The organism is Pseudomonas sp. Irchel s3h14 (assembly GCF_900187425.1).
In the GTDB taxonomy this organism is placed as follows: Bacteria; Pseudomonadota; Gammaproteobacteria; order Pseudomonadales; family Pseudomonadaceae; genus Aquipseudomonas.
This window is the reverse complement of sequence record NZ_FYDJ01000027.1, coordinates 19,092-42,547: the sequence shown is the minus strand read 5'-3', so window position 1 is coordinate 42,547 and position 23,456 is coordinate 19,092. Positions and strand designations below refer to the sequence as shown.

Genomic DNA, 23,456 nt, shown 5'->3' with positions numbered 1-23,456 from the left:
ATCAATACTGCAGTTTTGCTGCGCAATCGCTAGAATGGCCGCCTTTGCGAAGTTCTGGAGTTTGACCCTCATGCGCACTTTTCGGCTGGTGATTGCTTGCCCGGACCGCGTCGGCATCGTTGCTAAAGTCAGTAACTTTCTGGCGTCACATAACGGCTGGATCACTGAAGCGAGCCATCACTCGGACAATCTCAGTGGCTGGTTCTTCATGCGTCACGAAATTCGTGCCGATTCGCTGCCCTTTGGTATCGATGCCTTTCGCGAAGCGTTTGCACCGATTGCCGAAGAGTTCTCGATGGACTGGCGCATCACCGATACCGAGCAGAAAAAACGCGTGGTACTGATGGCCAGTCGCGAGTCTCACTGCCTCGCCGACTTGCTGCATCGCTGGCACAGTGATGAGCTGGATTGCGAAATTTCCTGCGTGATCTCCAACCATGACGACTTGCGCAGCATGGTCGAGTGGCACGGGATTCCGTATTACCACGTACCGGTCAATCCGCAGGATAAAGAGCCGGCATTCGCCGAAGTCTCGCGCCTGGTCAAACAGCACGATGCCGAAGTGATCGTACTTGCCCGCTACATGCAAATCCTGCCGCCCGCGTTGTGCAGCGAATATGCTCACAAGGTCATCAACATTCACCACAGCTTCCTGCCGTCGTTCGTCGGTGCCAAGCCGTATCACCAGGCATCGATGCGTGGCGTGAAGTTGATCGGCGCTACTTGCCACTACGTGACCGAAGAGCTGGATGCCGGTCCGATCATCGAGCAGGACGTTGTTCGCGTCAGCCACAGTGACAGCATCGAAGACATGGTGCGTTTCGGTCGGGACGTCGAGAAGATGGTGCTGGCCCGTGGTCTGCGTTATCACCTGGAAGATCGGGTGCTGGTGCACGGCAACAAAACCGTGGTGTTCTGATAGTCGGCTGTTGATCGTTCCCACGCAGACGGTTCGACGCCTCGACGTGGGAACGATCTGGGTAAATAGAGGGCATGACCATGGCCGATCCACTCGACAAAGCGACATCCAAGGCTCCCGCCACGTTGGGCGAGGGGTGTTTGAGTCGTTACGATCCGGATGACATGAACCCCGAAGACGGCACGGAGTTTCCCGGTGCCGCCGAGTTGTGGGAACAGTTGCAGAACGAGTCCGACGATAAAACTAAGCCTGTTTGAACTTCATCAACTTCTTCAGCAGCGGCCGCCCGAGCATCAGTAAAAATACCGGCCCGCCGACGACCAGATAAAAGTAATAAGTCACCGCCCGCCAAATCAGAATCGCCGCCGCCGCGGTGGATTTTCCCACCATCGGCGCCAGCAGCGCCGCCGACGTCAACTCCGCCGCCCCGGCACCGCCCGGCAACAGGCTGAATTGCCCCGCGCTCAGTGAAAGCATCTGGATCAGAAAGCTCCAGGCCCACTGCAAATCCGCCCCGAGCCCACGCAATGCCAGATACAGCACGCTATAGCGCAAGATCCAATGCAGGCAAGTCAGGGCAAACACCGTGATGAGCGTCTGAAAGGGCAGCTTCAATGTGTCCGTGAACGCCGCCAGAAAGTGCAGGAGTTTTCGCGCCCAGCGCAGGCGCGTGGTGGCTTTGACATTCAAACGAGCAAGCAACCGACCGCTCAGACGAATCAGTATTCGATGGTAGCGGGCGACCACGACGCAACTGAACAACCCGCCGAACATCGAAATGGCGCTGACGGTCAGCAGCCATTCCATGCGTTGGCTGAGGTGCTGGAACAACGCATAAATCAGGATCCCGCTCAGCGCGCAAAGAAAAAACAGCAAATCGCTCAGCTGATCCATGGCAAACACGGCGCTGCCCCTGGCCGGACGCACGCCATTGCGCGCCAGCAGCGCCATGATCGTCAGCGGACCGCCGCTGCCGCCCGGTGTTGCGCAATAAGCGAACTCGGCGGCCATCACCACCCCGAGGCTTCTGAGCGGGCCCACCTTGTCGCGTTGATCCCCGAGTAACAGGCGCAAGCGCATCGTGTTCAGCACCCAGCACAGCAGGATCATGCCGAACATGATCAGCAGCCAGTTCAGTGGAAAGTTTCGCAGCCGATACCAGGTTTCGTTACCGCCCAGCAGCGACGGAATCAGCACCGCAGCGAGCAGCGCGACGAGCAGCAGAATCCCGCGACTCATGCGGCGCGACCCATACGGTCGCTTTGCAGCGCCAGCCAGCGTGCCTTGGTCATCGGCACACGTCCCTCGTCGAGAAAGCGCTTGAGGGTTTGCAGCCAGTAAGTGCGCGAGAACTCATGGCGCATATCAATCGGGTGCAAGCCAAGACGAATCACCGGTGCTTGCTGCCAGCGTTGTTCGCGTTGATCGCTGACGAGCTTCGACAACCCACGGCGCCAGGCACTGCGCGCACTCCAGACCAACCCCGGCGCATCAACGGCGGTAAAGTCCGGTAGACGATACAGATGCTGCGAATCGCTGGTGTAACCCAGGGGTAACTGGCGCAAGGCCTGGCGCGTCCCTTCGCTCATCAACCAGGCCGGGGCGACGAAGCCCTCCAGCGGCCAGTGATAACGGTGGAATATTTCGATGCCGGCGCGCAGGCGGGCGAGGGCGGCTGCTTGAGACAGGCCATAAAACTCGCCTTCGTGGGTGTAGATCCGGCGCATGAACCAGTCTCGTGGCGTAGTGGGAGTGGGCGCTTCATCGCAATGAAAGTAACCGTGCAATGCCAGTTCGTCACCTCGGGCGATACGACGGGTGAGCAAACGTCGAAATCCCGGATGCTCCTCCAGATCGTTGTGCTTATGGAAATTGGGCACCACCAGCCAGGTTATTGGCACCTCGCCCAAGGCATCGACGGCTTCGACAAAGGGTTGATAATCGGCCCAGGTTTGCGGAGCGACGTCGTGCAGCACGAGTAACAGGCTGGGCGGGTTCATGGGCTCAACCATTGGCCGTCAGCGGCCAGTGGCTGCCGAGCACGGCGTGATAATGCCCCAGCAGGCTGTTGACCACCGTGTCCCAGGAGTAATGCCGCTCGACATGGCTACGGGCCTGTTTGCCCAAAACGACGCTGCCCGAACTGAACAACTCGCGGACCGCGTTGGCCATCGCCAATGGATTATTCGGCGGGCAGAGCAGGCCGCATTGATCGGTGATGATTTCCTGAAAGGACCCGGCCGCCACGGCCACCACCGGAATGCCGCTGGCCATGGCTTCAAGAACCACCAGGCCGAATGTTTCCTGATCACCGGCGTGCAGCAGCGCATCGGCGCTGGCCATCAATCGCGCCACGTGTGCCGCCGTACAGAATTCACCGATCACGGTAACGTTGTCGGGCACTGCGGCCGGCATCGACGAACCTACCAGCAGCAAGTGATAGCGTCGGCCCAGGCATTTCATGCAGTCGAGCAGCACCGGCAGGTTTTTTTCTTTGGAACCGCGCCCGGCGAAGATCAGCAAATGAGTGTTTTCATCAATGCCCAATTCGGCCCGCAGACCCGTGTCTCGTGCCGTGGGATTAAATGTTTGCAAGTCGACGCCCAGCGGTTGCACGAAAACGTTCTTCACCCCCAGCCCAATCAGTTTGTCGGCCATGACCTGGCTTGGCGCCAGAACCCGATCGAAGTTGCCATAGAGCTTGCTGACATAGGCTTCGACGTTGGTGGTGACCCAGTTGCCCATGCGATTGCTGACCAGCAGCGGCAGGTCCGAATGATAAAAGCCGATCACCGGGACATCGAGTTGCCGCCGGGCGTCGAGGGCCGCCCATGCGGTGAGGTAGGGGTCGCCGACCTCGATCAGGTCGGGCTGTAAATCCTGCAGAACATTGCGCCATGGCGCGAGACGGAGGGGGAAGCGATAACCCTTGCCGAAGGGCAGGGCGGGGGCCGGAACCGTGTAAACGCCATCCTGTTCACTCAAGTAAGCCCCAGGAATTAACAGACTGTGGCGAATGCCCGGCTTGATGCTCAGGCGACGGTGCTTTGCATCCAGATAAGTGCGCACGCCACCGCTGGCAGGGGCGTAGAACATGGTTATGTCAGCGATATGCACGATGAACATCCCTCCGGTCCGTTGTTCTCCCTTGGTTGACCTTTATGAAGGATAGATGTTCGGTTGGGGTTTTGTGGCGGGGTGTCAGTGAGGTTTTTGCGGTGTGTTACAGGCCGCCATCGCGGGCAAGCCTCGCTCCTACAGGGTTTAGCGTGAACCTGTAGGAGCATGGCTTGCCCGCGATGAGGCCAGTTCAGGCGCTAAATACGGAAACTACCTACCAACTGTTTAAGCCGCGCCGCCTGCTGCTCAAGATCCGAACACGCCCGCAACGTCGCCTGCAGGTTTTCCACCCCTTCCTGATTCAGTGTGTTGATCTCGGTAATGTCGACGTTAATCGACTCCACCACCGCCGTCTGTTCCTCGGTCGCCGTGGCCACCGACTGGTTCATCCCGTCAATCTCGCCAATACGCAACGTCACGCTGTTCAACCGCTCGCCGGCCAGGTTGGCGATTTCGACGCTGTCCTGACTGTGGCGCTGGCTGTCGCTCATGGTGCTGACGGATTCACGGGCGCCGACTTGCAGCTCCTCGATCATGGTCTGCACCTGTTGCGCCGATTCCTGAGTGCGGTGCGCCAGGTTGCGCACTTCATCGGCCACCACGGCAAAACCACGTCCGGCTTCACCGGCGCGCGCCGCTTCGATGGCCGCGTTGAGCGCCAGCAAGTTGGTTTGCTGGGAGATGCTGGTGATCACTTCGAGAATCTGCCCGATGTTCACGGTTTTGCTGTTCAGCGATTCGATGTTAGTGCTCGAGGCGCTGAGCATGCTCGACAGTTGATTCATCGCGACAATGCTGCGATCCACCACTTGCTGGCCGTCTTCGGCCAGGCTGCGGGCATCGCTGGCCTGACTCGATGCTTGCGCTGCGTTACGGGCGATTTCCTGAGCGGCGGCGCCGAGCTGGTTGATCGCCGCGGCCACGCTGCTGGTGCGCGAAGCCTGTTGGTCGGAGTTGAACATCGACGAGTTCGAGGCGGCCACGACACGCAGGGCCACTTCGTTGACTTGTCCGGTGGCCGACGACACTTCGCGGATCGAACCGTGAATACGTTCCACAAAACGGTTGAACGCGGTACCGAGGACACCGAATTCATCGTTGTTCACGATGGTCAGGCGTTTGGTCAGGTCGCCTTCGCCGTCGGCGATGTCGGCCATGGCGCGGGTCATGACGTGCAGCGGCTGGATCAGGATGCGGATCAGCATGCCCAGCAGAGCGATGATGATGGCCACGGCAATGACCGTCGCAACGACCGCCGAGGCGCGGAATTCGCTGAGCATCGAGAAGGCTTTGTTTTTGTCCACCGACAGACCGATGTACCAATTGACCGATGGCAGGCCTTTGATCGGAGTGAAGGTGACGATGCGGGTTTTGCCGTCGACCTCCACTTCACTGAAGTCGCTGCTGAGGCGCGGGGTATTTTTCGGGTACGCCTCGCTCAGGGACTTCATCACCATGGTTTTGTCCGGGTGGACAAGAATCTTGCCGTCGGCGTTCACTAGAAACGCGTAACCCATGCCGTTGAAGTCGCGGGCGCTGAGGGTCTCGATCAGGGTTTGCAGGCTCAGGTCGCCGCCCACCACACCGACGCTTTGGCCAGCCTTTTTCGAGGCGGTGGCGATCGAGATGATGGTCTGGCCGGTGGCTGCGTCGATGTAGGGTTCGGTCAGGGTGGCGGTGCTGCTGCTTTCGGCGCCTTTGTACCAAGGGCGAACCCGTGGGTCGAAGCCATCGGGCATCTTCGCATCCGGGCGGATGGTGAAGTGGCCGGTGGCGTCGCCCAGGTAGGACGCCATGAAGGTCGACGTCAGGGCTTTCTGCTCAAGCAGGCTGGAGACAGTGGCCTGTTCGGGGTTGATGGCGATGTTCTGGGCGAGGTTGTCGATCAGCAGGATACGACCGGCGAGCCAGGTCTGGATGTTGTTGGCGGTGACGTCTCCCATCTCATTGAGATAGTTATCCAGGTCTTCGCGAATGGCATTGCGCTGCAAATAGTCGTTGTACAGCGTGAACGAGGCGAAGGCGGCAATGACGATGAGGGCGGCGGCAAGCAGGATTTTATGGCTGAAGCGCAGATTTTTGTTCATGGCTCGGGGGGTCCGCTAAGGTCTTATTGTTCGGGGCGCGTTGCTGCTAATGCGCGCAAAATGAGTGCGCAACGGAGCGAGTCGGTAATTCCTGCTCTCCATAGGGGAATGTCGGACCTTGCTTTCAATTGGGTCTCTCGCTTATTTCTATCGGCCGTGAAGGATCAAAGATTAACCATGGGTGACAAAATGCCTGACTCATTACAACTCGTTATCGGTGCCGATCTCGCCGGGCAGCCCATTGCCCAGGCCATGCGTCTGGCGAACCGTCATGGTTTGGTCGCGGGCGCAACCGGGACGGGCAAAACCGTCACCTTGCAACGGATGGCCGAAGCATTCAGCGATGCCGGCGTGGCGGTGTTCGCCGCCGATATCAAGGGTGACCTGTGTGGTCTGGGCGCCGCTGGCAACCCTCAAGGTAAAGTCGCCGAGCGGATCGCCGGGATGCCCTGGCTGAACCATAAGCCTCAGGCGTATCCAGTGACCCTGTGGGACATTCACGGTCAGTCCGGTCATCCATTGCGCACAACCTTGAGCGAAATGGGGCCGTTATTGATTGGCAGCCTGCTGGAGCTGACCGACAGTCAGCAGTCGGCGCTGTACGCCGCGTTCAAGGTGGCGGACCGTGAAGGGCTGTTGCTGCTGGACCTCAAGGACCTGAAGGCACTGCTCAATCACCTGCGTGATAACCCCGAATTGCTGGGTGATGACGCCGCGCTGCTGACCACCGGTTCCAGTCAGGCGCTGTTGCGGCGTCTGGCGACCCTGGAACAACAGGGCGCCGAAGCGTTGTTCGGTGAGCCGGCGCTGCAACTCGAAGACATTCTGCAGCCGACCGCCGAGGGCCGCGGGCGCATTCATTTGCTCGATGCCAGCCGTCTGGTGCATGAAGCGCCGAAGGTCTACGCAACGTTCCTGTTGTGGCTGCTGGCCGAACTGTTCGAGCAATTGCCGGAGCGCGGCGATGCGGACAAACCGCTGCTGGCGCTGTTTTTCGACGAAGCACATTTATTGTTCGCCGGTACGCCAAAGGCGTTGCAGGATCGTCTTGAACAAGTGGTGCGGTTGATACGCTCGAAAGGCGTTGGCGTTTATTTCGTCACCCAATCGCCGGGCGACTTGCCGGATGACGTGCTGGCTCAACTCGGTTTGCGCATTCAGCATGGCTTGCGCGCGTTCACCGCCAAGGAACAGAAATCCCTGCGAGCAGTAGCCGAAGGCTTCCGACCGAACCCGGCGTTTGATGCCTTGTCGGTGCTGACCGAACTTGGGATCGGCGAGGCGCTGGTTGGCACGTTGCAGGACAAGGGCACGCCGGAGATCGTCCAGCGGGTGTTGGTTGCGCCGCCGCAATCGCGGATCGGGCCGTTGAGCGAGACTGAACGCACAGTGCTGATCGCGGGGTCGCCGTTCAAGGGGCGGTATGACAAACCCGTTGATCGCGAATCGGCTTATGAAGTGTTGATGGGGCGCAAAGGGTTGGCGCCAGAGCCTGACGCTGTTGCGGGCAAACCGGCAGCCGAAGAGCCAAGCTTCACCGACAAGGCCGGGGAATTCCTCGGCACCGCGGCGGGGCAGGCACTGAAATCAGCGATGCGCCAGGCGGCCAATCAATTGGGCCGACAGTTGGTACGCGGCTTGATGGGGTCGTTGCTCGGCGGCAGCAAACGCCGATAACAAGCGGGCACGGTAAAAATGTGGGAGCGGGCTTGCTCGCGAAAGCGGTAGATCAGACAACATCTATTATGTTGAATGTCAGACCGTCTTCGCGAGCAAGCCCGCTCCCACATTAGATTTGCGTCAGGTTTTGGGTTTGGCGTGAGCCGCCAACCGTTCCAGCGCCGCCCGCAGATTCGGATCGCTGATCCCGTCGGCTGTGGCCTGAATGGTCGCGCCTGCATCGGTCGACAAGCTGATGGTATGGCCAGCCGCCCCTTGCTGAACCGTGGGCGGCTGAACCTTGAACAGAATCCGCGTCAGGCTGGCGAATTCGTCGAACATCTGTAGTTGCCGTTGCAGACGCTTTTGCTGATAGCGCAAGCGGGTTGCCCAATGACCGTCGGTCACTATCAGCAACAAACTGCCTTCGCGCCACGACGCCACATGGCAATGCTCGCGGGCGGCGGGCTGCAATTGGCTTTCCAGCAGACGTTGTAAATGACCCAGGCGTTGAGCGTGGCCGAAGATGGCTTTCAGCGGTTTGGCTTCGCGAAGCAGAACGGCGGGTGCTCTGGCCGTAAGAGGGCGAAATGCCATGATCAGACACCTGAAGTAACAGAGCCGCCATGGTAGCAGAAAGCACCGGATGCACCCGAGCCATTGCTTTGCGAGCGCTTTACCCATTAAATCAACAAGTAACTTCTGCCGTGAATGGCTTGAAGTTGAGCAAAAAGCCCTTATTTTAAGTGAGCCCCGTCACAACGCTGTGCCAGCATCGTGGAACAACGCCACTTTCCTCACCATCGTTTCCGGGTAGAATGCTCGTTCGCATGCGGCCATGAGGGCTGCTCGGGCGACTCACGGGGCCGCCCTCCATCCCTTTAGTGTGGAAGATCCTGCCGATATGTTTGCGCCTTTGTTAAAGAAACTTTTTGGAAGCAAGAACGAGCGTGAAGTCAAACGCATGCTCAAGACGGTGCAACTCGTCAATGCCTTCGAAGAGCAAATGGTGGCCCTTTCGGACGATCAATTGCGTGCCAAGACAGATGAGTTCAAGGCCCGCATCGCCAAAGGGGAAACCCTCGACAAGCTGCTGCCAGAAGCCTTTGCGGTCGCCCGCGAAGCCGGTAAGCGCGTCATGGGTATGCGCCACTTCGATGTCCAACTGATCGGCGGCATGACCTTGCATGAAGGTCAGATCGCGGAAATGCGTACCGGTGAAGGCAAGACCCTGGTGGCAACACTGGGCGTTTACCTCAACGCACTGTCCGGCAAGGGCGTGCACGTTGTGACGGTGAACGACTACCTGGCCCGTCGTGACGCCAACTGGATGCGTCCGCTCTACGAATTCCTCGGAATGTCGGTCGGTGTTGTCACGCCGTTCCAGCCGCCGGAAGAGAAACGTCTGGCTTACGCTGCCGACATTACCTACGGCACCAACAACGAATTCGGTTTCGACTACCTGCGCGACAACATGGCGTTCAGCATGGAAGAAAAATTCCAGCGCGAACTCAATTTTGCCGTGATCGACGAAGTCGACTCCATCCTCATCGACGAAGCCCGTACCCCACTGATCATTTCCGGTCAGGCCGAGGACAGCTCCAAGCTGTACATCGAGATCAACAAACTGATCCCGCAGCTCGAGTTGCACATCGAAGAAGTGGAAGGCGAAGTCACCAAGGCCGGCCACTACACCGTCGACGAGAAGACCCGTCAGGTTGAGCTCAACGAAGCCGGTCACCAGTTCATCGAAGACATGCTGACCCGCGTTGGCCTGCTGGCTGAAGGCGAGAGCCTGTATTCGGCGCACAACCTCGGTCTGCTGACTCACGTTTATGCCGGTCTGCGCGCTCATAAACTGTTCAATCGCAATGTCGAATACATCGTGCAGGATGGCCAGGTTGTCCTGGTCGACGAACACACCGGTCGTACCATGCCGGGTCGCCGTCTGTCCGAAGGCCTGCACCAGGCCATCGAAGCCAAGGAAAACCTGAACATTCAGGCCGAAAGCCAGACCCTGGCCTCGACCACGTTCCAGAACTACTTCCGTCTGTACAACAAGCTGTCCGGGATGACCGGTACCGCCGACACCGAAGCGTTCGAATTCCACCAGATCTACGGTCTGTCGGTGATGGTTATCCCGCCGAACAAACCGCTGGCGCGTAAAGACTACAACGACCTGGTGTTCCTGACCGCCGAAGAGAAATACGCGGCGATCATCAATGACATCAAGGAATGCATGACCCAGGGCCGTCCGGTGCTGGTGGGTACTGCAACCATCGAAACTTCCGAGCACATGTCTGCGCTGCTGGAAAAGGAAGGCATCGAACACAAGGTCCTGAACGCCAAGTTCCACGAAAAAGAAGCCGAGATCATTGCCCAGGCCGGTCGCCCAGGCGCACTGACCATCGCCACCAACATGGCCGGTCGTGGTACCGACATCCTGTTGGGCGGTAACTGGGAAGTTGAAGTGGCAACCCTGGAAGACCCGACTCCTGAGCAGATTGCCCAGATCAAGGCCGACTGGCAGAAACGTCACCAGCAAGTGCTCGAATCGGGCGGTTTGCAGGTGATTGCTTCCGAGCGTCACGAATCGCGCCGTATCGACAACCAGCTGCGTGGTCGTGCCGGTCGTCAGGGTGACGCCGGTTCCAGCCGTTTCTACCTGTCGCTGGAAGACAGCCTGATGCGCATCTTCGCCTCTGATCGGGTGAAGAACTTCATGAAGGCCCTGGGCATGCAGCCTGGCGAGGCGATCGAGCACCGCATGGTGACCAACGCCATCGAGAAGGCTCAGCGCAAGGTTGAAGGCCGCAACTTCGACATTCGTAAGCAACTGCTCGAGTTCGACGACGTCAACAACGAACAACGTAAAGTGATCTATCACATGCGTAACAGTTTGTTGGCCGCCGACAACATCGGTGAAACCATCGCCGACTTCCGTCAGGACGTGCTCAACGCAACCGTCAGCGCCCACATTCCACCGCAATCGCTGCCTGAGCAGTGGGACGTGGCCGGTCTGGAAGCGGCGTTGCAGAGCGACTTCGGTGTGGCGCTGCCGATCCAGAAATGGCTCGACGAAGACGATCACCTGTACGAAGAAACCCTGCGCGAGAAGCTCATGGCCGAGCTGCTGGCCGCGTACAACGAGAAAGAAGAGCAGGCGAGCGCCGAAGCGCTGCGCACCTTCGAGAAGCAAATCGTTCTGCGTGTGCTCGACGACCTGTGGAAAGACCACCTGTCGACCATGGATCACCTGCGTCACGGCATCCACTTGCGTGGTTATGCACAGAAGAACCCGAAGCAAGAGTACAAGCGCGAGTCCTTCACGCTGTTCTCCGAGCTGCTGGATTCGATCAAGCGCGACTCGATCCGTGTGCTGTCCCACGTTCAGGTTCGCCGCGAAGATCCGATCGAAGAAGAACAACGCCTGCGTCAGGAAGCCGAAGCGCTGGCTGCACGCATGCAGTTCCAGCACGACGAAGCACCGGGGCTTGAGCAACCGGAGCTGCTGGGTGAAGAAGTCGATGTCGCCCTTGCCATCGCGCCGGTACGCAACGAACAGAAGCTGGGCCGCAACGAACTTTGCTACTGCGGTTCGGGCAAGAAGTTCAAGCATTGCCACGGGCAGATCCAGTAAAACCCGTTTCATACGCTGAAATACCCGCGCCGCGACCGGCTTATGCCGTCGCGGCGTTTTGCCATTTAAACCACCGTTCTTCCTGAAAGCGGTGCTGACATCATTTATTAAGGAGCGCATTCATGGCTGTTGGTCTTGGTCCTTTGCCAACGTTGCACCCGGTTGCCGGTTTTGAACTCGGTATCGCCTCGGCTGGCATCAAGCGCCCGGGGCGCAAGGATGTTGTGGTCATGCGCTGTGCCGAAGGCTCCACGGTCGCTGGCGTGTTCACCCTGAACGCTTTTTGCGCAGCTCCTGTGATCCTGGCCAAGCAGCGTGTGCAAGGTCCGGTGCGTTACCTGTTGACCAATACCGGCAATGCCAATGCCGGCACTGGCGAACCGGGCCTTGCCGCCGCCGAGCGTACGTGCGCCAAGCTGGCTGAGCTGACCGGCGTCGACGCCAGCCTGGTGTTGCCGTACTCCACCGGTGTGATCGGCGAGCCGCTGCCGGTCGAGAAAATTGAAGGGGCTCTGCAAGCCGCCCTCGACGACCTGTCGGTCAACAACTGGGAAGCTGCCGCCACCGGCATCATGACCACCGACACCCTGCCCAAAGGTGCCAGCCGCCAGTTCCAGCACGACGGCGTGACCATCACCGTCACTGGTATCAGCAAAGGCGCGGGCATGATCCGCCCGAACATGGCGACCATGCTCGGCTACATCGCCACCGACGCCAAAGTCTCCCGCGACGTGCTGCAAAACCTGCTGCTGGACGGTGCCAACAAGTCGTTCAACCGCATCACCATCGACGGCGACACCTCGACCAACGACTGCTGCATGCTGATCGCCACCGGTCAGGCGGCACTGCCGGAAATCACCCGCGCCGAAGGCGAGTTGTTTGCCAAGTTGAAGCAAGCGGTGTTTGAAGTGTGCATGGACGTGGCCCAGGCCATCGTTCGTGACGGCGAAGGCGCGACCAAGTTCGTCACCGTGGAAGTCAACGGCGGCGGCAATCACCAGGAATGCCTGGACGTCGGTTACACCGTGGCTCATTCGCCGCTGATCAAGACCGCACTGTTCGCCTCCGACCCGAACTGGGGCCGCATTCTGGCCGCCGTGGGCCGTGCCGGCGTACCGAACCTGGACGTGAGCAAGATCGACGTGTTCCTCGGTGAAGTGTGCATCGCCAGCCGTGGCGCTCGCGCATCGACCTACACCGAAGCCCAGGGCGCGGCAGTGATGCAGCAGGAAGAAATTACGATCCGTATCGAGCTGGGTCGCGGTGATTGCAGCGAAACCATCTGGACCACGGACCTGTCCCACGAATACGTGAAAATCAACGCCGAATACCGCACGTAACCAACGTCAGGACCGAGTTGCTCCCTTCGCGAGCAAGCCCGCTCCCACATTTGACCGGGTTCCTCCAGAAGAAATGCGATCGAATGTGGGAGCGGGCTTGCTCGCGAAGGCGGTCGACCAGACACTAAAGATTCTGGCCCATACCCCTATCAAAAGGTCCCGAACATGAGCCTCCACCTGATCATCGGCGACAAACTGCATTCCTCCTGGTCCCTGCGCGGCGCGTTGGCTCTCGACCTGGCTGGCGTTCCTTACACCGAAGAACTGATCAAGCTGAACCTGCCGGATACGCGTGAGCGTCTGCTCAAGCACTCGCCGACCGGCAAAGTCCCGCTGTTGAAAACCGAACACGGCACCATCGCCGACTCCCTGGCGATTGCCGAGTATCTGGCAGAGCAGTTCCCCGACGCCGGCCTCTGGCCCAAAGACACCGCCGCCCGTGCCCAGGCCCGCTCGGCGTGCGCGCAGATGCACAGTGGTTTCTTCGCCATGCGCGGCAACATGCCATTCGACTTGAGCCGCGACGCTGCGCTGTCGCCGGTACCGGCTGACGTCCAGGCTGACATCGAGCGGATGTTGGCGTTGTGGGCCGAGTGCCGCGCTGCCGCCACCGAAACCGGTCCGTTCCTGTTCGGCGGCGCGACCCTGGCCGATGCCTTCTTCGCACCAATCGCCGTGCGCCTGCGCACCTATCAGGTGAGGCTACCTGCAGCGGACGCGGCCTACGTCGAAACCATCTACCAATGGCCAGCCTTCAAGGCGTGGCAGAAGGCGGGTCTGGAGGAGGTCGGGCAGTGAAGCGAGTACACGTAGCCGCCGCTGTCATCCGCGATGGCAGTGGCAAGATCCTCATCGCACGCCGTGCCGATACCCAGCATCAGGGCGGTTTGTGGGAGTTTCCCGGTGGCAAGGTCGAGGCCGACGAATCCGTCGAAACCGCCCTGGCTCGCGAGCTCCATGAAGAGTTGGGCATCGTGGTCAACGCGGCTCGCCCGCTGATCAAGGTCCGGCACGATTACCCGGACAAGCAAGTGTTGCTGGACGTTTGGGAAGTGTCGGCCTTTACCGGCGAACCACACGGCGCCGAAGGCCAGCCGTTGGAATGGGTCGCGCCCCGCGATCTGCTGAACTACGAGTTCCCGGCGGCCAACCAGCCGATTGTCGCGGCTGCACGGTTACCCGCGCAGTATTTGATTACCCCGGAAGATCTGGAAACCCCGGCCTTGCTGCGCGGTATTCAAAAAGCCATTGCCGGCGGCATCAAGCTGATCCAGTTGCGGGCACCCAACGGTTACGATCCGAAGTACCGCGATCTGGCGGTGGACGCGGCGGGGCTGTGTGCTGGCAAGGCGCAGTTGATGATCAAGGGGCCGTTCGAATGGCTGGGAGATTTCCCGTCCGCCGGTTGGCACATTACCTCTGCGCAACTGCGCAAGTACGCGGCAGCTGGCCGCCCGTTACCGGCGTCGCGCTGGCTGGCGGCGTCCTGCCATAACGCTGAAGAGCTGGCGTTGGCCGAGCAGATGGATGTGGATTTTGTGACCCTGTCACCGGTGCAACCGACCCTGACTCATCCGGGGGCTCAGCCGCTGGGTTGGGAGCAGGCTTCAGTGTTGATCGAAGGTTTCAGCAAACCGGTGTTCCTGCTCGGTGGTGTTGGCCCGGCGGATCTTCAGAAAGCCTGGGAAGCAGGTGCACAGGGTGCGGCGGGGATTCGGGCGTTTTGGCCTGAGGCATAGCACCCGATCGTTCCCACGCTCCGCGTGGGAATGCATCAACGGACGCTCCGCGTTCGGCTCTTGATGGGACGCAGAGCGTCCCGGGCTGCATTCCCACGCAGAGCGTGGGAACGATCAGTTAGAAGGTTTCGCCGCCGGCTGCCAAAGTATCTCGGCAATCCCCTGCCGCTTGGCAATCAACCGCGCCACCACAAACAACAAGTCCGACAACCGATTGATATACGCCAACCCAACCCCGGCCAACGGTTCGACGGCATTCAATTGCTGACACCGCCGCTCCGCACTGCGCGCCAGGCATCTGCACACATGGGCCTGGGCAATCAACGCCGAGCCACCCGGCAGAATGAAATTCTCCAGCGGCCCCAGTTCTTCATTCCACACATCGATTGCCGCTTCCAGCCGTTCGATTTCTGCCGTGTTCAGTGCCTGGTACACCGGCATCGCCAGTTCACCACCCAAGTCGAACAACCGATGCTGGCAAGGCGCCAAAACCTCGATCACTTCGTTCAAGCCCGGATGCTCGCCACTTTCCGCCGCCAACCCGGCCAATAGCACACCCACCTGACTGTTCAGCGTATCGACTTCGCCAATGGCTTCGATCCGCGGATGGTCCTTGGGCACGCGGCGGCCGTCACCCAGCCCGGTTTCGCCTTTGTCGCCGGTGCGGGTGTAAATCTTCGACAAGCGAAAGCCCATGGTTACCTCGATAGCTGATTGAGTTCTTGAGAGACGAGCGGGGTGCCCGCCAAGGGCAGGCGCAAGGTGAAACACGTGCCTTGGCCCAGGGTCGATTGCACTTCCATCTGACCCTTGTGGTTGTTGGTAATGATGAAATACGAGACCGACAGGCCAAGGCCGGTGCCCTGACCGATTTCCTTGGTGGTGAAGAACGGTTCGAAGGTGCGTTTGCGCACGCTCTCGCTCATGCCGATGCCGTTGTCCTCCACCTGGATTTCCGCCCACGGCGGATTCAACTTGGTGCGCAGAATGATCCGTCCCGGCTCGCGGTCGTCTTCACGTTGGTGAATCGCCTGAGCGGCGTTTTTCAGCAGATTGAGCAGCACTTGCTCCAGTTCGTTCGCGGTCCCGGGCACGGGGCCCAACGCTGGATCGAACTGGCGAATGATCGCCTGGCCCTTGAAGTCGAAACCGATCGCCAGGTCGAAGTCGTTGCCGGCGATTTCCACCGCCTGATCGATCAGCGCCGGCAGGTCGCACGGGGCCATTTGCCGGGTACTGCGGCGGCTGAAGCTGAGCATGTGCGTGACAATCTTTGCCGCCCGGGCGCCAGCCTGTTGAATGCCGTCGAGCAACTGCGGCACTTCGCGCGCTTGCAGGTATTTGTTGACCGTATCCAGCGCGATCCCGGTTTGCTCGGCTTGTTCGAGGTTCTTCGGCAGATCAGGCGAAAGGCGTCGGCGAATGTTCTGCACGTTGTGCAGGATCGCGCCTAACGGGTTGTTGATCTCGTGGGCCATGCCCGCTGCAAGGCCACCGACCGAGAGCATTTTTTCCGACTGCACCATCATTTCTTCCAGCGACAGGCGCTGGGTGATGTCGTCGATCCGGATCACCACACCACGCCCGGCGCCACCCATCAGCGGGTAGAACGTCAGCGCGTAGTGCTTGGGTTCTTCGTCCTTGAACCAGGTGACACGCTCGATCTTGGCCACCGTGTGCTGCTCGACGGTTTGCTTGAGTTGCGGCAGAAACGGCTTGAGCGGTTCGAAAGCGAGAAAAATCGGCTGGTTCAAAGCTTCGTCGAGGCGTGTACCGGAGAGGGCGCTGGCTTCCTGATTCCACTGCGTCACGTAGAGCTGTTCATCAAGGGCGATCAGCGCCGATGGCATCGAATCGATGATGCTGTTGAGGTAGTTCTGGAAACCGGTGAGCTTCTTCTCGATCTTGCTGCGCACCTGGACTTCGAGTTCCAGTTTGCGATTGGTATGACGGGTTTCTTCGGCCAGGCCCTGGGCCTGGTCATACGCGGCCTGGGAATCATCTCGTGCCCGTTTGAGTTGCTGCTCACGGGCCTCGATCCGCGAGAGCATGGTGTTGAACGCCTCGGCGAGGCTGCCGATTTCGTCATGGTTGCCGCGGGAGGCGCGCAGGGCGTAGTTCTCTTCCCGGGTCACTTGCCGGGACAACTCTTCGAGCTGATGGATCGGCCGGGTAATCAGGCGTTTGATCTGCCGGGCGATCACCAGCCACAACAGCACACTGAAGATCAGAATCCCGAGGCTGGCGGTGAGGGTGCCGGTGTAGAACGCCATCGGCAGTTCGCTGCTGGCGACCAGTAACAGGTGGCCGGGCGCGGTGCCGGGGCGGGGCAGGGTGATCACTTGATTGCTGCGAAACTCGGTGGCTTGCCAGGATTCGATGTGCCGGTAGCGCTCCGGCAGGCTCAGATTTTCGCCATGCTGCAACTGCGCCAGACGCTCGCCCTTGCCGTTATAAAGGGCCGCTGCGCGCAGTGGTGAATAGCTATTGAGTTCATTGAGCAGGCGTTCGGCGCTTTGCGGTGACTGCAAGGCTTCGGACACCAGGCTGGGGTTGGACACCAGGCGGCCGATGGTCTGCAAGGCCTGAGGTGCCATGCTTTCCTGGGAGATGTAGTACGCGGCGCTGATAAAGGTCAGGTTGGCGACCAGCAGGACGGTGGTCAACAGCACCAGCAGGGCGGCCAGCAATTTCTGGCCGACCGGAAGGTTTTCAAGGCGCTGGCGCAATGGCATCAGGTTCATCGCTGAAAAGGAACAAGTGGCCAGCGTAGCCGCTGCTCAGTCGCTGGGCAATCCAAGGCTGTGCAGATGGGTGATCAACCGTTGCTCAAGTTGATTGAGGTGCGGCAGGTTCAACTGATGCCTCGCGGCGACTTTGCAGGCATGACCCAATAGATAGCTGATTTCGGTGCGGCGCTGGTTCGCGACGTCCTGATACATCGAAGAGTAGTTGGCGGCGGTCGCGTGAATCACCCGTTCGACTTCCTGTTGAAGGTCCTCGGCCGCTGCTGGCTGACCGCAGCGCTCAAGCAACTCGGTCAATTCGCCGCAAAGGGTGGCGACTTCGCAGCGATGTTCCTGTAAACCGCCATTACGGCAATCGTGCAGCACGGTCAGCGGATTGATCGCACAGTTGAGCGCCAGTTTTCGCCACAGCCGGGTCAGAATGTCGGTGCTCCACTCGTGGGGAATCCCGGCGGCGCTCACGTCATCCAGCCAGATCGGCGCCACGGGATGTCCGGCATCCCCCAGCCAGGTGTAACCGTGGCCGGCGAATACCACGCGCCAGTCGCCATCGCGAAAGGCACCTTCGGTGCTCGACGCACAAATGCAGCGAGCCTGCGGTACCTGCGTGGCGACGGCGTCCTGGCTACCAAGACCGTTCTGCAACAGGATCAGCTCGGCGTCGGGAGCCAGGCGCGGTGCCAGTTGGGCCACGGCTTTCTCGGCATCGTAGGCTTTACAGGCCACCAGCAGGCGGTTGATCGGTTCACCGCTGTCGGGTGTCTCGGCAGGCACTGGATAGCACTGCGCTTTACCGTGTTCGACCAACGTCAACCCACCCGCCGCCTCATACGCCTCTAAGCGTGCAGCGTCCCGCACGATCAGCTTGACCGGCACGCCGGCCCGCGCCAATCGCGTGGCCCATAAGGTGCCAAGACTGCCGGCGCCCAGAACATGCCAGGTGGTGGACATCAGCTTTTTGCTCTGTTTATCGCGCGCATGGGAGGCTCGCAGTGAATGATGGGAAAGACCCGTTATAATCAGCGCGGATTTTAACCGCAAGCCAGGCGTGCTCCATCGTGATCGAGCATGCCCTTTTATTGGAGAGATTACATGCCGTCGTTCGACGTGGTATCCGAACTGGACAAACACGAAGTCACCAACGCGGTCGAGAACGCCGTCAAGGAACTCGATCGTCGTTATGACCTGAAAGGCAAAGGCACCTTCGAGTTCAAGGAAAAGGACCTGACCGTCAACCTGACCGCTGAAGCCGATTTCCAGCTCGAAGCGATGATTGAGATCCTCAAGCTGGCCCTGGTCAAGCGCAAAATCGACGTGCAGTGCCTTGAAGTCAAGGATGCCTATGCGTCGGGCAAACTGATGAAGCAGGAAGCGGTCCTCAAGGAAGGCATCGACAAAGAGCTGGCGAAGAAAATCGTCGCTCATGTCAAAGACGCCAAGCTCAAGGTTCAGGCTGCCATTCAAGGCGAGCAAGTGCGCATTACCGGCAAGAAGCGTGACGATTTGCAGGAAGCCATCGCGGCCCTGCGCGCCAAGACGTTCGATATGCCGCTGCAGTTCAACAACTTCCGCGACTGACCTTTCAGGCGGGACCTGTGGGATCGCCGCCCGTCGCTCCCACAGGGATTGTGCTTAACCCAGGAGAATGTAGATGGATTTGAATACTGAAGTGGACAACCTGGTCAAGGCCTCTCAAGCCTGGATTCCGATGATCATGGAATACGGCAGCCGCGTGCTGCTGGCGGTGATCACCCTGGCCATCGGCTGGTGGCTGATCAACAGAGTCACGCAAAAACTCGGCGGCCTGTTGGCGCTACGTAACGCCGACCTCGCGCTGCAAGGCTTCATCAGCAGCCTGGCAAACATCATTCTCAAGGTTCTGCTGATCGTCAGCGTAGCCTCAATGATCGGCGTGGAAACCACTTCGTTCGTCGCCGCCATCGGTGCGGCAGGTCTGGCCATCGGTCTGGCCTTGCAGGGCAGCCTGGCGAACTTCGCGGGTGGTGTGCTGATTTTGTTGTTCCGTCCGTTCCGCATTGGTGACTGGATCGAAGCCCAAGGTGTTGCCGGCACGGTCGACAGCATTCAGATCTTCCACACCGTCCTGCGCACCGGCGATAACAAAACCATCATCGTACCGAACGGCAACCTGTCGAACGGCATCATCACCAACACTAACCGTCAACCGACGCGCAAAGTTGTGTTTGATGTGGGTGTGGATTACGAGGCGGACTTGCAGAAGGCCCGTCGTGTTTTGCTGGACCTGGCCAAAGATGAGCGTGTTTTGGCTGATCCGGCACCTCAGGCAGTAATTTCTACTCTGGGCGACAGTTCAATTACTGTTTCCCTGCGAGTGTGGGTGAAGACTGCGGATTATTGGGATGTGATGTTCATGTTCAACGAACAGTCCCGTGATCGATTGAAAACGGCCGGTATCGATATCCCGTTTCCACAGCGGGTGATTCGAGTGGTTCAGGAATCGGCGGTGCAGTAAGTAACAAACAGGCAACAAAAAAAGGCCCATCCGAAGATGGGCCTTTTTGTTTGTTACCGCAAACTAACTGGATGCGATTACAAAATCGACAGCGGGTAGTCGACGATCACACGGAACTCTTTCACGTCGCCTTCACCTTCGTCGGCGTTAGCAAAGTGCCAAGCTTGACGGAAGCGGACGGACAGATCTTTTGCCGGGCCAGACTGAACAACGTACTTGGCTTCGAAGTTGGTTTCGTTGTGCTTGCCATCTTCACCGTACAGGCCGGCGTAAGCGCTGCCTGCTGGAGTGTTGGTACCGTCGATGTCCCAACCTTTCACGTAACGGGTCATGAAGCTCAGACCAGGAACGCCGTACTCAGCCATTTTCAGATCGTAACGGATCTGGGCAGACTTCTCGCCAGGGGCGTTGAAGTCAGAGTACTGGATGGAGTTGGCGAGGAAGATCGAGTCGCCGCCGCGGTTGTTCTTGCCAATACCGATGTAGTCGAACGGGGTATCGCCATTAACCTTTTGGAAGGCCAGGGTGATGGTGTGTGCTTTCAGGAACGACAGAGCAGTGGCCAGCGAGAATGCTGTGTTGCTGATCTCACCGGCTTTCGCGTCACCGGTGTCGGTGGTGCGGTAGATGTTGAAGTCGGTGTTCAGCGACGTGTCACCACCAAATGGAGTGGTGAGGTTCACGTTGGCGTAGTACTGGTTCCAGATGTCTTCCAGCTTGGCGCCATACAGCGATGCGGAAAGGTTATCGGTAATGCCGTACTTGCCACCGAAATAGTCGATGCTGTTGGCTTCAACGCCAGCGTAGTTTGCATACAGGCCGCCGTCACGGGCGTTTTTGTCCTGGCTGGAACCCGAGTAGAAGTGACCGGCTTCGAGGTCAAGGTCTTTGACTTCGCTGCTCTGCAGTTGGAAACCGGTGGCAACTTGAGGAAGGATACGGGAACCGCCAACAGCAAACACTGGAGCAGTGCTTGGCGACATGTCGCCGAATTTCAGCTCGGTTTTGGAGACGCGGAGTTTAATGGCTCCCCCGGCTTTACCCTGGCTGTCGTTGACGTCGCGGCCACCGTTGGCGTTGACGGTGTCGCTACGGCTCATGTTGCCCGAACCGGAAGTGCCATCGCCGCCATCCAGTTTGATGGCCAGGTAACCGAACGCATCAACGCCGACACCTATGAGACCTTGGGTGTAACCGGAGTTGTAGGTGCCCCAAATACCTTGGGTCCAGTCTTTGACGTCGCGGGCGCCATCTTTGTTGTCACGGTTGAAGTAGTAGTTGCGAACCAGCAAGTTCAGCGTGCTGTCTTCAACAAAACCTTTGGCTTCAGCCTGGTCACTTACGAAAGGTGCGGCCGTAGCCATTTGAGTACTGGCTGCTGCTGCAACTGCCAGTGCGATCATGCTCCACTTCATCACGCGCATCGTGATTTGCTCCTTTGGTTTTAGAAGAGTACTGCCGTCCCACCTGATTTATTATCTGGGCGGCTCTTTCTTTTTGTGTCGGCGCAAACTTATATCACGCCGACCATGTTGGCGATACTTGCGCATCTAACCTTTCAGCTTCTTTACGACCCTGTCGCAAACGGCTTGGTAGATGTCGCAAATTTAAAGCCTCGACGCAAGCGGACTGACAACTTTTAACGTTGTTTTCCAAGGCCTGAGCATCGGTAAAAAGAGTCCCTGGTGAAACGCTTGAATCTCCATCGGGCAACCCTGCCACTGTTTTTATTTGCCTTGAAGCTTCCACTTCCAGCGGACGCTTTAGAGGCGATGTGGGTGTGAATGCAACAAGCGTGCACAAATCAGAATCCTGCTGGTTTTTTTTCTGAAAGCCTGCCTGTCACTGTAAAAACCTCATAAAACCGGGGGGTTCAAGCACGTTTTGTTCGGGCTTGACGCCATGGTTTGTATCGTGTTGTACCTTCGTGGTCGACTGCGTGACAACCCCAAACGTTACCGGTTCACCCCGCCAGTGAGTAAATGGCGGATACCTGACCGACTCAGCGTAGACGCACTGTGCGGTTTTGGTGCAAAAAATTTTAATCGCTGTACTGATTTCATACAGTGCGGCCGTTTGCCAAATTCGAACGCGTCGTTGTTTATCAGTCAGTTCGGCGTTTTTTGTGTGGTTGCTGGTTCTGTAATGGTGCGGCCTGAACGAAAGTGACTCATGTCGGGGCGCGTGACCGGTTGTTTGTAGTTTCTCGGGTTGGCTTCGACCATGGTTCGTCGTGAAGCCAGCGGCGTTCGCAGGTATGCTGCCGTCCTGTCGCTTGGTGCGCCGTCTTTCGGGATGGGCGCTAAGCTGAAAAATGATGACCAGGCGGGAGTGCGCGCAGTGTTCGCTTTAGATCCACGGCTTCAACAAGACACGTTACCGATCGGGGATTTCCCACTGTGCCGGTTACTGCTGTCCAATGATTCGAACTACCCCTGGTTCATTCTCGTGCCACGTCGCGACGATATCAGTGAGATATTTCAGTTGGATGTCGCAGATCAACAGCAGCTGTGGCAGGAAACGACCGCACTGGCGGAAATGCTCAAGGACTCGTTCGACGCGGACAAGTTGAATGTCGCGGCCCTGGGTAACGTCGTCAGTCAGTTGCACATGCATGTGATTGTGCGCAAGCGTGAGGATGCCGCCTGGCCGGCGCCGGTCTGGGGTAAACACCCAGCCAAGCCTTATGGCTCAGAGCAGATCGCGTTGATTCGCGAGCGGTTGCGCCTGGTATTGACCGATGATTTTACGTTTCTGGAGGGTTGAATCATGAGCCTGGAAGATCGCGTTACCGATCTGGAGAGCCAGCTGGCGTTTCAGGATGACACCATCCAGGCATTGAGTGATGTGCTGGCGACGCAGCAGCGTGCGGTTGAGCGCCTGCAACTGCAAATGGCGGCCTTGCTCAAGCGGCAAGAGGAAATGGCCGGTCAATTCGAGACGTTTGAAGAAGAAGCGCCACCGCCGCATTACTGAGTGTGACCAACAGACGGGCAATAAAAAACCGCGAACAGCCAGGCTGTTCGCGGTTTTTTTTAGCCTTGGATCAGCGGCGCGGCAGAGCGGCGATCACATCTTCGGCTTGCAGGCCCTTGTCACGGTTCATGACAGAGAACTCCACACGCTGGCCTTCGACCAGAACACGATGACCTTCGCCACGAATGGCCCGGAAATGCACGAAAATATCATCGCCGGAATCACGGGAAATAAAGCCGAAGCCTTTGGAGGTGTTGAACCACTTTACGGTACCGGTATCGCGGTTGCTCATGTCATAGCTTGGCGAGGCGGCGGCCGGTGAAGATTTGTAGAAGCTGATGGCCAGGTGCAGAAGAACGGCAATCAGGGCAGCGACCAGGCTGAACAGAACAGCAGGTTGACCGGCAATGACAGGCATTGGCGCGATCAGCGTCAGTGTTTGCAGGACGACGGCCAGAACCAGCAGGGCGCTGACCAGGTTTTGCAGTTGATGACGCGGGCCTTTGTTCCAGTAAGGGATAACAGGAGCGAGGGTGAGGTTGAGCAGGCCGAAAAAGGCCAGGTACAGCGCATCGGGTTGTTGCAGGTAAGGTAAGGCTTCGGATCGCAGGCTAGGGATGAAGGACAACAGCAAGGCTGCTGCGCCCATTAGCAGGTGGACAATTTTCAACATTTTGAGTAACTCACGTTAAGACGGATCACAAGGAAGAGCTGATTGAGCACGGTTCGCTTCAG

Annotated in this window: 21 protein-coding genes; 11 read left to right on the top strand and 10 right to left on the bottom strand. The window is 58.8% G+C overall.

The genetic code is table 11. The features are described 5' to 3' along the window. The first annotated feature begins 70 nt into the window (after positions 1-70). Both purU and CKW16_RS32360 read left to right on the top strand, forming a co-directional pair. Complete coding sequence (gene purU / locus CKW16_RS28890) at positions 71-919, top strand: formyltetrahydrofolate deformylase (RefSeq protein WP_095132717.1); 849 nt, start codon at positions 71-73, stop codon at positions 917-919. Between the two features lie 80 nt (positions 920-999). Beyond that, the gene (locus tag CKW16_RS32360) at positions 1,000-1,176 is read left to right on the top strand and encodes a hypothetical protein (RefSeq protein ID WP_176471614.1); all 177 of its coding nucleotides are present in this window, start codon (positions 1,000-1,002) and stop codon (positions 1,174-1,176) included. On the opposite strand, the gene CKW16_RS28885 is transcribed toward CKW16_RS32360, so the two are convergent. From CKW16_RS28885 to CKW16_RS28870, 4 genes are all read right to left on the bottom strand, one after another. After that, positions 1,163-2,158, bottom strand: a complete 996-nt coding sequence (locus tag CKW16_RS28885; RefSeq protein ID WP_095132715.1) for a lysylphosphatidylglycerol synthase transmembrane domain-containing protein — start codon at positions 2,156-2,158, stop codon at positions 1,163-1,165. The two genes, CKW16_RS32360 and CKW16_RS28885, sit on opposite strands and share 14 nt — an antisense overlap. Then, positions 2,155-2,931: a DUF2334 domain-containing protein gene (locus CKW16_RS28880; RefSeq protein WP_095132714.1), complete on the bottom strand. Its 777-nt coding sequence runs from the start codon at positions 2,929-2,931 to the stop codon at positions 2,155-2,157. The genes CKW16_RS28885 and CKW16_RS28880 overlap by 4 nt, the downstream gene beginning before the upstream one ends. After that, positions 2,924-4,045, bottom strand: coding sequence for a glycosyltransferase family 1 protein (locus CKW16_RS28875; protein WP_095132712.1), 1,122 nt, complete (start codon positions 4,043-4,045; stop codon positions 2,924-2,926). Before CKW16_RS28875 ends, CKW16_RS28880 begins: the two co-directional genes overlap by 8 nt. Before the next feature lie 191 nt (positions 4,046-4,236). Next, entirely contained in the window at positions 4,237-6,126 is a 1,890-nt protein-coding gene (locus tag CKW16_RS28870; protein ID WP_095132710.1) for a methyl-accepting chemotaxis protein, read from the bottom strand. 189 nt (positions 6,127-6,315) lie between these two features. On the opposite strand from CKW16_RS28870, the gene CKW16_RS28865 reads away from it, so the two are divergent. Continuing rightward, a complete protein-coding gene (locus CKW16_RS28865) occupies positions 6,316-7,803 on the top strand; it encodes a helicase HerA-like domain-containing protein (protein WP_095132744.1) in 1,488 nt (495 codons plus the stop codon). A gap of 123 nt (positions 7,804-7,926) precedes the next feature. On the opposite strand, the gene CKW16_RS28860 is transcribed toward CKW16_RS28865, so the two are convergent. After that, complete coding sequence (locus CKW16_RS28860; protein ID WP_008147416.1) at positions 7,927-8,382, bottom strand: DUF721 domain-containing protein; 456 nt, start codon at positions 8,380-8,382, stop codon at positions 7,927-7,929. 307 nt (positions 8,383-8,689) lie between these two features. Between CKW16_RS28860 and secA the strand changes: the two genes are divergently transcribed. From secA to CKW16_RS28840, 4 genes are all read left to right on the top strand, one after another. Continuing rightward, positions 8,690-11,425, top strand: a complete 2,736-nt coding sequence (secA, locus tag CKW16_RS28855) for a preprotein translocase subunit SecA (RefSeq protein ID WP_095132708.1) — start codon at positions 8,690-8,692, stop codon at positions 11,423-11,425. Positions 11,426-11,547: 122 nt separating this feature from the next. Further along, entirely contained in the window at positions 11,548-12,765 is a 1,218-nt protein-coding gene (gene argJ, locus CKW16_RS28850) for a bifunctional glutamate N-acetyltransferase/amino-acid acetyltransferase ArgJ (protein WP_095132706.1), read from the top strand. A 165-nt stretch (positions 12,766-12,930) separates the two neighbouring features. Continuing rightward, positions 12,931-13,563 (top strand): glutathione S-transferase family protein, encoded by a 633-nt coding sequence (locus CKW16_RS28845; RefSeq protein WP_095132704.1) that lies wholly within the window; start codon positions 12,931-12,933, stop codon positions 13,561-13,563. After that, on the top strand, positions 13,560-14,504 hold the full coding sequence (locus CKW16_RS28840; protein WP_095132702.1) for a Nudix family hydrolase: 945 nt from the start codon (positions 13,560-13,562) through the stop codon (positions 14,502-14,504). Before CKW16_RS28845 ends, CKW16_RS28840 begins: the two co-directional genes overlap by 4 nt. 114 nt (positions 14,505-14,618) lie before the next feature. Here CKW16_RS28840 and CKW16_RS28835 read toward each other — a convergent pair whose 3' ends face one another. The 3 genes from CKW16_RS28835 to CKW16_RS28825 are packed head-to-tail and all read right to left on the bottom strand — an operon-like array spanning position 14,619 to position 18,202. After that, positions 14,619-15,200 (bottom strand): cob(I)yrinic acid a,c-diamide adenosyltransferase, encoded by a 582-nt coding sequence (locus CKW16_RS28835; protein WP_095132700.1) that lies wholly within the window; start codon positions 15,198-15,200, stop codon positions 14,619-14,621. Positions 15,201-15,202: 2 nt separating this feature from the next. Continuing rightward, the gene (locus CKW16_RS28830) at positions 15,203-17,239 is read right to left on the bottom strand and encodes a PAS domain-containing sensor histidine kinase (RefSeq protein ID WP_095132743.1); all 2,037 of its coding nucleotides are present in this window, start codon (positions 17,237-17,239) and stop codon (positions 15,203-15,205) included. A gap of 45 nt (positions 17,240-17,284) precedes the next feature. After that, positions 17,285-18,202, bottom strand: a complete 918-nt coding sequence (locus CKW16_RS28825) for a putative 2-dehydropantoate 2-reductase (RefSeq protein WP_095132698.1) — start codon at positions 18,200-18,202, stop codon at positions 17,285-17,287. A 141-nt stretch (positions 18,203-18,343) separates the two neighbouring features. Between CKW16_RS28825 and CKW16_RS28820 the strand changes: the two genes are divergently transcribed. Together CKW16_RS28820 and CKW16_RS28815 are read left to right on the top strand one after the other, a co-directional pair. After that, complete coding sequence (locus CKW16_RS28820) at positions 18,344-18,829, top strand: YajQ family cyclic di-GMP-binding protein (RefSeq protein ID WP_007906601.1); 486 nt, start codon at positions 18,344-18,346, stop codon at positions 18,827-18,829. Positions 18,830-18,902: 73 nt separating this feature from the next. After that, complete coding sequence (locus CKW16_RS28815) at positions 18,903-19,745, top strand: mechanosensitive ion channel family protein (protein WP_095132696.1); 843 nt, start codon at positions 18,903-18,905, stop codon at positions 19,743-19,745. Between the two features lie 77 nt (positions 19,746-19,822). On the opposite strand, the gene CKW16_RS28810 is transcribed toward CKW16_RS28815, so the two are convergent. Continuing rightward, positions 19,823-21,169, bottom strand: coding sequence for an OprD family porin (locus CKW16_RS28810; RefSeq protein WP_095132694.1), 1,347 nt, complete (start codon positions 21,167-21,169; stop codon positions 19,823-19,825). Between the two features lie 916 nt (positions 21,170-22,085). Here CKW16_RS28810 and CKW16_RS28805 point away from each other — a divergent pair. Together CKW16_RS28805 and CKW16_RS28800 are read left to right on the top strand one after the other, a co-directional pair. Continuing rightward, positions 22,086-22,511 (top strand): HIT domain-containing protein, encoded by a 426-nt coding sequence (locus CKW16_RS28805; protein ID WP_095132741.1) that lies wholly within the window; start codon positions 22,086-22,088, stop codon positions 22,509-22,511. 3 nt (positions 22,512-22,514) lie between these two features. Further along, positions 22,515-22,721 carry a SlyX family protein gene (locus tag CKW16_RS28800; protein WP_056741397.1) on the top strand — a complete coding sequence of 69 codons (207 nt, stop codon included), beginning with the start codon at positions 22,515-22,517 and terminating at the stop codon, positions 22,719-22,721. A gap of 70 nt (positions 22,722-22,791) precedes the next feature. On the opposite strand, the gene CKW16_RS32780 is transcribed toward CKW16_RS28800, so the two are convergent. Next, on the bottom strand, positions 22,792-23,394 hold the full coding sequence (locus CKW16_RS32780; RefSeq protein WP_095132692.1) for a cold-shock protein: 603 nt from the start codon (positions 23,392-23,394) through the stop codon (positions 22,792-22,794). Between the last annotated feature and the right edge of the window lie 62 nt (positions 23,395-23,456).

Coding starts and splice junctions, on each gene's coding strand:
- CKW16_RS28820 (WP_007906601.1), top strand. CDS start 18,344: ATGCCGTCGTTCGACGTGGTATCCGAACTGGACAAACACGAAGTCACC.
- CKW16_RS28885 (WP_095132715.1), bottom strand. CDS start 2,158: ATGAGTCGCGGGATTCTGCTGCTCGTCGCGCTGCTCGCTGCGGTGCTG.
- CKW16_RS28880 (WP_095132714.1), bottom strand. CDS start 2,931: ATGGTTGAGCCCATGAACCCGCCCAGCCTGTTACTCGTGCTGCACGAC.
- CKW16_RS28825 (WP_095132698.1), bottom strand. CDS start 18,202: ATGTCCACCACCTGGCATGTTCTGGGCGCCGGCAGTCTTGGCACCTTA.
- CKW16_RS28830 (WP_095132743.1), bottom strand. CDS start 17,239: ATGCCATTGCGCCAGCGCCTTGAAAACCTTCCGGTCGGCCAGAAATTG.
- CKW16_RS28815 (WP_095132696.1), top strand. CDS start 18,903: ATGGATTTGAATACTGAAGTGGACAACCTGGTCAAGGCCTCTCAAGCC.
- CKW16_RS32360 (WP_176471614.1), top strand. CDS start 1,000: ATGGCCGATCCACTCGACAAAGCGACATCCAAGGCTCCCGCCACGTTG.
- CKW16_RS28860 (WP_008147416.1), bottom strand. CDS start 8,382: ATGGCATTTCGCCCTCTTACGGCCAGAGCACCCGCCGTTCTGCTTCGC.
- argJ (WP_095132706.1), top strand. CDS start 11,548: ATGGCTGTTGGTCTTGGTCCTTTGCCAACGTTGCACCCGGTTGCCGGT.
- CKW16_RS28835 (WP_095132700.1), bottom strand. CDS start 15,200: ATGGGCTTTCGCTTGTCGAAGATTTACACCCGCACCGGCGACAAAGGC.
- purU (WP_095132717.1), top strand. CDS start 71: ATGCGCACTTTTCGGCTGGTGATTGCTTGCCCGGACCGCGTCGGCATC.
- secA (WP_095132708.1), top strand. CDS start 8,690: ATGTTTGCGCCTTTGTTAAAGAAACTTTTTGGAAGCAAGAACGAGCGT.
- CKW16_RS28810 (WP_095132694.1), bottom strand. CDS start 21,169: ATGCGCGTGATGAAGTGGAGCATGATCGCACTGGCAGTTGCAGCAGCA.
- CKW16_RS28800 (WP_056741397.1), top strand. CDS start 22,515: ATGAGCCTGGAAGATCGCGTTACCGATCTGGAGAGCCAGCTGGCGTTT.
- CKW16_RS28870 (WP_095132710.1), bottom strand. CDS start 6,126: ATGAACAAAAATCTGCGCTTCAGCCATAAAATCCTGCTTGCCGCCGCC.
- CKW16_RS32780 (WP_095132692.1), bottom strand. CDS start 23,394: ATGTTGAAAATTGTCCACCTGCTAATGGGCGCAGCAGCCTTGCTGTTG.
- CKW16_RS28865 (WP_095132744.1), top strand. CDS start 6,316: ATGCCTGACTCATTACAACTCGTTATCGGTGCCGATCTCGCCGGGCAG.
- CKW16_RS28875 (WP_095132712.1), bottom strand. CDS start 4,045: ATGTTCATCGTGCATATCGCTGACATAACCATGTTCTACGCCCCTGCC.
- CKW16_RS28845 (WP_095132704.1), top strand. CDS start 12,931: ATGAGCCTCCACCTGATCATCGGCGACAAACTGCATTCCTCCTGGTCC.